Origin of the sequence: Zoogloea sp. (assembly GCF_023150065.1) — a bacterium.
GTDB lineage: Bacteria > Pseudomonadota > Gammaproteobacteria > Burkholderiales > Rhodocyclaceae > Zoogloea.
This window is the reverse complement of the sequence record NZ_JAKLLN010000142.1, coordinates 1-651: the sequence shown is the minus strand read 5'-3', so window position 1 is coordinate 651 and position 651 is coordinate 1. Positions and strand designations below refer to the sequence as shown.

Here is a 651-nt window from a genome sequence, read left to right as displayed (position 1 = left end):
AGACACACCCCCGCCGCAACCCCCACGTTGAGCGATTCCATGCCGCCCGGCATCGGAATCCTCACCCGCTTGGTGGCCAGCGCGGCGACGGCCGGGGATAGCCCCTGCCCTTCCGAGCCGAACAGCCAGGCCACCGGGCCGCGGAGGTCCAGGGCGTAGAGGTCGACGCAATCGCGCAGATCGGCGGCGAGGATGGGGCCCTGGAAGCCTTGCAGGGCCTGGGCGGCGTCGACGTTTTCGTGGATGCGCAGGCTGAAGTGGGCGCCCATCGCGGCGCGCAGCACGCGGGGGGCCCAGGCCTGGGCGCAACCGGGGGTGAGGAGGATGTCGGGGATGCCGACGGCGGCGGCGGTGCGCAGGATGGTGCCGAGGTTGCCCGGGTCCTGCACGCTGTCGAGCAGCACGCAGTTGCCGGTGAGGGCCCCAACTGCGGTGCCCGCGGCGGGCGCGGCAGGCACGGCCACCACGGCGAGCACGCCGCTGGGCGAGTCGACGGGGCTGACGTGGGCGAACAGGCGGTCGGGGAGTTCGATGAGGCTTTGTGGGTTGCAGCGGGCGAGCAGCGCGGCGATCTCCGGCTGGGCGCGGCCGCTCTCGCTGGCCACCACCAGCCGGGGCTGCCAACCGCGCTCCAGCGCCACGCCCAGCAGG

1 protein-coding gene is annotated in these 651 nt (G+C 74.0%); it reads right to left on the bottom strand.

The features are described from left to right. Positions 1–651: RNA methyltransferase (locus L6Q67_RS23925; RefSeq protein WP_296576132.1), on the bottom strand; the 651-nt coding region annotated here is incomplete at both ends.